Source organism: Kitasatospora sp. NPDC005751 (genome assembly GCF_040630835.1).
In the GTDB taxonomy this organism is placed as follows: domain Bacteria; phylum Actinomycetota; class Actinomycetes; order Streptomycetales; family Streptomycetaceae; genus Kitasatospora.
Genome location: NZ_JBEXYC010000038.1, coordinates 52,347 through 59,550, shown reverse-complemented (window position 1 = coordinate 59,550; position 7,204 = coordinate 52,347). Strand labels below are relative to the sequence as shown.

Below are 7,204 nucleotides of genomic sequence, written 5' to 3'. Positions count from 1 at the left end.
GATGGTGGAGTCGATCCACGAGGACACCGTCGACTTCGGCCCGAACTACGACGGCAGCGAGCAGGAGCCGCTGGCGCTGCCGGCCGCGTTCCCGACTTCCCACTCCGCACCGCGACCCGCGCGCCCGGCCTCACTCCAACGGCTGCTCGGTCCAGATCACCTTGCCGCCGGCCGTGTAGCGGGTGCCCCAGCGGTCCGCGAACTGCGCGACCAGGAAGAGCCCGCGCCCGCCCTCGTCCGTGGTGGCCGCGTACTTCAGGTGCGGCGACGTACTGCTGGCGTCGGACACCTCGCAGATCAGCGCCCGGTCGCGGAGCAGCCGGACCCGGATCGGCCCGCGCCCGTACCGGATCGCGTTGGTCACCAGCTCGCTCAGGATCAGCTCGGTGACGAACGCCGCCTCGTCCAGCCCCCACTGCGCCAGCCGCTCCGCCACCGCCGCCCGCACCTCGCCGACCGCGGCCGGGTCGGACGGCACCTCCCACTCCGCCACCTGGTCGGACGCCAGCGCCCGGGTCTGCGCCACCAGCAGCGCGATGTCGTCCTGCGGCCGGGCCGGCAGCATCGCGCCCAGCACGTCCGCGCAGGTCTGCTCGGGAGTGCGCGGCGGCCCGGTGAGCGCGGCCCGCAGCATCTCCAGCCCCTCGTCGATGTCCCGGTCGCGGTCCTCCACCAGTCCGTCGGTGTAGAGCACCAGCCGGCTGCCCTCGGCCACCTCCAGCTCGGCGGTCGTGAACGGCAGCGCCCCCAGCCCCAGCGGCGGCCCGGTCGGCAGCTCCGGGAACTCCACCCGGCCGTCCGGACCGACCAGCGCCGGCGGCGGGTGCCCCGCGCTGGCCAGCGTGCAGCGCCGCGTCACCGGGTCGTAGATCGCGTACAGGCAGGTCGCGCCGGTGACCGCCGCCGCCCCGCCGGTCGCCGACTCCTCCTGGTCGATCCGGTTCACCAGCTCGTCCAGGTGCCCGAGCAACTCGTCCGGCGGCAGGTCCAGCGTCGAGAAGTTGTGGATCGCCGTCCGCAGCCGGCCCATCGTCGCCGCCGCGTGCAGGCCGTGCCCCACCACGTCCCCGACCACCAGCGCGACCCGCGCGCCCGGCAGCGGGATCAGGTCGAACCAGTCGCCGCCCACCCCCGCCTGCGCCGGCAGGTACCGGTGCGCCACGTCCAGCGCGTTCTGCGCGGGCAGGTTGCGCGGCAGCAGGCTGTGCTGCAGCGTCACCGCCATCGCGTGCTCGCGGGTGTACCGGCGCGCGTTGTCGATGCAGACCGCGGCGTGCGAGACCAGCTCCTCGGCCAGCGCCAGGTCCTCCTCGTCGAACGGCTCCGGCCGGTCCGCCCGCCAGAACCGCGCCACCCCCAGCAGCACCCCGCGCGCCCGCAGCGGCACCCGCACCAGCGAGTGCACCCCGTACTCCAGCGCCTGCGCCGAGCGCTCCGGGTCCTGCCCCCGCCATGCCTCCGCCTCCGCCAGCCGCGGCTCCAGCCCGGCCTCCCCGGTGTCCAGCGCGCCCGCCAGCGGCGTCGACGGCACGACCGCCAGCACCGTGCCCACCGGATAGAACGGCGAGCCCTCCCGGACGCCCTTGAACGCCGCCCGCCGCATCTGTCCGAGCGGCTGGCCCTGCGGCGGCTCGTCGCCCTCCAGCACCTCCTCGGCCAGATCGACGCTGACGAAGTCCGCGAACCTCGGCACCGCCACCTGGGCCAGCTCCTCGGCCGTCCGCGTCACGTCGAGCGAGCTGCCCACCGACACCCCGGCGTCGTACAGCAGCCGCAGCCGCCGCTGGGCCACCTCGGCCCGCCCGGACAGCGCCAGCAGCTCGGTGGAGTCCCGCAGGGTGGCGACGCAGCCCGGCGGACCGCCGTCCCGGTCGGTCAGCCGGACGTTCACGGCCAGCAGCCGCTCACCGGCCAGCACCACCTCGTCGGTGACCGGCCGGTTGGCCGTCAGCAGCTCCTCGGGCGCGCGGTCCAGGCCCAGCTCCGTCACCAGCCGCCCCTCGGCGTCGGCGGGCAGGGCCAGCAGCCGGCGCGCCTCGTCGTTGCAGAGCAGCAGCCGCCCGTCGCCGGCCACGATCAGCACACCCTCGCGCACCGCGTGCAGCACCGCCGCGTGGTGCTCGTACATCCGCGTCATCTCGGACGGGCCCAGCCCGTGGGTCTGCCGCCGCAGCCGCCGGCTGACCAGCGCCGTCCCGCAGGTGGCCAGCCCCATGGCGACCGCCGCGGCGCCCAGCACCACGGGCAGCTGCCGCTCGCTCGCGCTGCTGATGTTGGCGATGGTGACCCCCGCCGAGACCATGCCGACCACGGAGTCGTCGGGTGCCCGGACCGGCACGACCGCCTGGACCAGAGGTCCGATCGTGCCGTTGACCTGCTCGGTCACCACCTGCCCGTGCAGCGCGGGCTCGTAGTCGCCGACGAACTTCTGACCGATCCGGGCCGGATTGGGGTGCGTGTAGCGGATGCCGTCGGTGTCGAGGACGACGATGAAGTCCACTCCCGCGTTGAGCGCCGCGGCCTGGGCCTTCGGCTGCAGGACCGCGGTGGGGTCGGGGGAGTGCAGCGCCTCGACGATGCCCGGTGAGTTGGCGAAGGTCTGGGCGACCGCCACCGACCGGTTGGTCGCCTCGTGCCGGGCGTCGTTGCGGGACTGCACCACCAGCGCCACCACTGCGGCGGCGACCAGCAGCAGCACCACGAGTACCTGCAGCGCGAAGACCTGCCCGGCCACCGACCGGCGCTGTACCGGTCTCGGCCGAGCGTCCTTCGGCTGCTGTTGCCGACCGTGTGGGCGCCCACCGGAGGAGCCGGCGGTACCAGCGGCACGGGAAGACGTAGCGGAGCCGAAAGTGCCAGAGGCCGACGGAGCCCATGATCGGCCCGGAAAACGGGCCATACGTCATATTTGCACTCCACACACCTACAGGCCAAGGTCAAGCACATCCCGCCCTGGGCCGTTTGGCCTTCTCCACCCCGGCTTGGCAAGATCGCAGGGTGTCCGAACCCAGCACCATCACCGACCCCGCCGACCCGCGCCTGAGCGACTACACCGGCCTGACCGACGTCGAACTGCGGCGCCGCCGCGAACCCGCCGAGGGCCTGTTCATCGCCGAGGGCGAGAAAGTCATCCGCCGCGCGATGGCCGCCGGGTACCGGATGCGGTCGATGCTGCTGACGGCCAAGTGGCTGGACGTGATGGCGGACGTGATCGCCGACACCGACGCCCCCGTCCACGTGGTCGAACCGGGGCTGGCCGAGGCGGTCACCGGCTACCACGTCCACCGCGGCGCGCTCGCCTCGATGGAGCGCCGCCCGCTCCCGGACGCCGCCGAGCTGCTGGCCGGCGCCCGCCGGGTGGCCGTGCTGGAGGGCCTGGTCGACCACACCAACCTGGGCGCGATCTTCCGCAGCGCGGCCGCGCTCGGCATGGACGCCGTGCTGCTCTCGCCCGACTGCGCGGATCCGCTGTACCGGCGCGCGGTCAAGGTCTCCATGGGCGCCGTCTTCGCTGTCCCGTACGCACGCCTGGAGCCCTGGCCGGCCGCGCTGGACACCGTGCGCGCCGCCGGTTTCGAGCTGCTCGCCCTGACCCCCGCCGAGGGCTCCGTCGACCTGGCCGCCCTGGCCCCGCACCGGCTGCCCAAGGCGGCCCTGATGCTCGGCGCGGAGGGCGACGGCCTCACCCGCCGGGCGCTGGCCGCCGCGGACCGCGCCGTCCGCATCCCGATGGCCCACGGCATCGACTCCCTCAACGTGGGCGCCGCCGCAGCCGTGGCCTTCTACGCCGTCACCGCCCCGGCCTGACCCATCGCCCCCCGCTCCCGCACCCAGCCGAGGGACCCCGCAGGGCGACGGCCTCACCTGCCGGCTTCCTCGCCGAGGCCCGCACCTCCGGCCGCTCGGCCTGATCCGCACCCCGCACCCCCGCCGCGCCCTCATCAGGGCGGGGCACCGCCTTCGCTCCCCGATGGCCCACGCCATTCACACCCTGAGCCGCGGATCAGGAAGTCGGCCCGGCCGACTTCCTGCGCTCGGGGGTGGCCGAGGGTCGCCCCACCGGAGCTGTCGGTGAGCGCCTCAGCCAGCCGGGAGAGTGCGAAGTCGGCCCGGCCGACTTCCGGTGCGTCGGCTGCCCCGCCGGTCAGCCCGTGGGGGCCGTCGGCGGGGCCGGGGCGGCGGCGGGTGGCGGGGTGACGATCGTGGTGGGGGCGCCGGGCCAGGACTCCTCGATGGTGCCGTCCGACCGCACCGAGTAGCGGGTGGAGGCCACCGCGCCGGTTTGGTTGGCCCGCTCCTCGCGGACCAGCGCGCCGTTGTCGAGCCGCCAGGCGGCGGTCGCCTGCGGATCGGCGGCGGACGAGCGGGACGCCAGCGCGACCGGCGCGTCCCCGTTGAAGGCGAACAGCTGGACGAGGTCGGCCGGCACCGAGCCCTCCGCGCGGCGCAGCACCACCAGGGCCGCGGCCGCGCCTTTGTAGCGGGCCGGGAGGACGGCGCTGAGCGCGACCTGGGGCCCCGCCCCAGCCACCGAGCGGCCGTCCCGCAGCGCGATCGCCGGGCCGCCCGCCGGGTCGGGGTAGCTGCGGTTGGGCCAGTCCACCGCCGGCCCGGCGCCCTGCGGCGGCGTCAGCGCGCCGTCACCCGCCACGCTGCCGTGGGCCGCCGCCGCCAGCGGTGTCGCGGACTGCGCCGCGCCGTCCGCCGAGAGCCCGGACCCCTGCGTGGCGGCGCCCGACTGCCAGGCGGGCCCGTTGGGTCCGGCGCTGACCGTGGCCCCGGCGCCGCGGACCGGACCGAGGCTCTGGTTGTCCCGGTTCTCGCACCCCTGCGCCGCCGCGATCGCCAGTGCCACACCGATCGTCACGGTGACGAAGACCACCAGCCGCTGCCGCAGCAACCGCCGGCGGGCGGTGGCCGGGCGGCCGCCGGGGACGGGCGTGTGCTGCCGGTCGCGGGCCTGCCCGCGCGGCCGGTCCGGGCGCTGGTCCCGCTCGCGGGGGCCCGCCGCGGCGCCGGGCGTGCCGGTGCGCCCCGGCGGCGGGGTCTGCTGGCGTTCGCGCAGCGGCCGGGTGGTGTGGGCCTCGGGGCGCGGCATCGGCGCGGTGGCGGCCTGCCCCGGCCGGCCTTGCGGCCGGCGCTGGGCGACGCCGGGGTGGGCACCCGGGTGGGCGCCGTGCTGTGCGACGGGCTGCTGGCCGCCCGGCCGGCTCGCCGCCCCGGCGCGGGCACGCGGGGCGCCCGCCGGGTCGGGTCCGCGCCCCGGCGCGGGGACGCCGCGTGCGGGGGCGCCCGCCGAGCCCGGTCCGGCGGCCGAGCCGGGCCCGGGAGCGCTCGGCCGGGCACCCGCCCCGGCGCGGCCGACGGGCCCGCGGCCGGGCCGCTCCGGCGCCGGGCCGTCGCCCGTGCCGCGCGCCGCGAGTTCGCTCAGCCTCTCGTGCAGGGCGGCCGCCCCGGGCCGCTCGGCGGGCTCCTTCGCCAGGCAGGCCCGGATCAGCGGGGCCAGCTGCGGAGGGACGTCCGTCAGGTCGGGCTCCTCGTGGACGACCCGGTACAGCATCACTTCGGAGGAGGCGCCCGAGCCGAACGGGGTGTCCCCGGTGAGCGCGTACGCGAGCGTCGCCCCGAACGCGAAGACGTCCGTCGCGGGTGTCACGGCGGCGCCGCGGACCTGCTCGGGGGCGAGGAAGCCGGGGGAGCCCACCGCCGTGCCGACGTGCGTGAGCGTGCTGGCGCCGCGGGACCAGGCGATCCCGAAGTCGATGATCCGCGGCCCGCGGGGCGAGAGCAGGATGTTGGACGGCTTGAGGTCCCGGTGGACGACCCCGGCCTCGTGCACCTTGACCAGGCCGTCGGCCAGGGCGGCGCCGATCCTGGCGGCCTCCGGCCAGCTCAGCGGTCCGCCGTCGCCGACCCGCTTGTAGAGCGAGGGCCCGGGGACGTACGCGGTGGCCAGCCAGGGCCGGTCGGTCTCGATGTCGGAGCCGACCACCCGCGCCGTGCAGCCGCCCCGGATCCTGGACGCGGCGGCGATCTCCCGGGCGAAGCGGGTGCGGAACTCCAGGTCCTCGGCCAGCTCGGCGCGGATCAGCTTGAGCGCGACCCGCTGCCCGCGCCGGTCCGAGCCGAGGTAGACGACGCCCATGCCGCCGGCTCCGAGGCGCCGGTGCAGCCGGTACGGCCCGACGATGCGGGGGTCCTCACGCCTCAGCCGCATCATCGCCATCATCGTTCCCCGTCAGCCTGTGGATGAGGCCCCGTCGGTTGGGGCATCGTCAGTTCCTGTCGGGCACAGCTTACGGACTGCCTGCTGCGGTGTGCTGATACGCAACACCTGAACCCTCCGTGCGATTGTCCGATCTTGCACTGACAGTCGCGCGCGGGGTGGCGGGAGCGCTTCTCGGGGTCGGCTCTCAGGGTTCCCCCGGGGGTCCGGTGGAGGGACTCTCCCCCTTCGGTAGTACTCCTCAAGTCGGAGCGTCATCCTCGGGGATGCCCGGAGAACAGTACGACGGCATGACGTCCGACCACCCCCTCGGGCCATAGCGTTGTCCTCAGCGGTGGACGGGGAGCTCGTCCCCCGAGGTAAGCCGTCCACCGCGTCCACTTAGACCCGTCGGTCGGCACGAGCAGCGCACGACCAGAGCGGCGCAGGAATCAGGAGTGAGGGCATGGCATCGCAGCTCACGGGGTCGCCCCGCCGCCGTCGGCCGGCCTTCACCCAGCGCCAGGCCGCGGAGCCGACCAGGCACCCGGCGGTGGCGCTGGCGATCGCCCTGCCCTGCGCCGTGCTGCTGGTCATCCTCTTCGGGGGCTGGGAGCAGATGGCGAACCAGGCGCAGGCCGTCGCCGAACTGATCACCCACTGACCGATCGACCCGTGATCCCGGCCGGCGCACCAGCCCGGCCGGCCACTGAACGGGCACTGATCCCCTGGGGACGGGGAGCCAGTGCCGCCGGGGAAGGCCGCGCACCGCGTTGACCCGCGGACGGGCGGGAGTGGTGCGCAGAGCACCCCGGCAGGCGGAGATGCCGTGTACGGACGTCGGTGAGGGCGTCCGTACACGGCTCTTCTTCGTTTCCCGGGCCCCAAGGCCCGCTGCGGAACGGCAGTCACGCCGGCCGCGACAGCGGTCACGGAAACGCAGAAGGCCGGGGCCGTGATCCTTGGATCACGGCCCCGGCCGGTTACTGTGCGCGATAC

General features: G+C 75.7%; 3 protein-coding genes and 1 pseudogene. 2 read left to right on the top strand and 2 right to left on the bottom strand.

Features of this window, described 5'->3' with window-relative positions; genetic code table 11:
• Positions 1 to 130 precede the first annotated feature (130 nt).
• Complete coding sequence (locus ABZ497_RS26575; RefSeq protein WP_359808786.1) at positions 131 to 2,734, bottom strand: SpoIIE family protein phosphatase; 2,604 nt, start codon at positions 2,732 to 2,734, stop codon at positions 131 to 133.
• Between the two features lie 263 nt (positions 2,735 to 2,997).
• Here ABZ497_RS26575 and ABZ497_RS26570 point away from each other — a divergent pair, with 263 nt between their 5' ends.
• A complete protein-coding gene (locus ABZ497_RS26570) occupies positions 2,998 to 3,807 on the top strand; it encodes an RNA methyltransferase (protein WP_329486847.1) in 810 nt (269 codons plus the stop codon).
• Positions 3,808 to 4,819: 1,012 nt separating this feature from the next.
• On the opposite strand, the pseudogene ABZ497_RS26565 reads toward ABZ497_RS26570, so the two are convergent.
• Positions 4,820 to 6,226: pseudogene (locus ABZ497_RS26565) on the bottom strand (protein kinase); the annotation flags it as partial.
• A 445-nt stretch (positions 6,227 to 6,671) separates the two neighbouring features.
• Here ABZ497_RS26565 and ABZ497_RS26560 point away from each other — a divergent pair.
• Positions 6,672 to 6,869 carry a hypothetical protein gene (locus ABZ497_RS26560; RefSeq protein ID WP_329486846.1) on the top strand — a complete coding sequence of 66 codons (198 nt, stop codon included), beginning with the start codon at positions 6,672 to 6,674 and terminating at the stop codon, positions 6,867 to 6,869.
• Positions 6,870 to 7,204 lie beyond the last annotated feature (335 nt).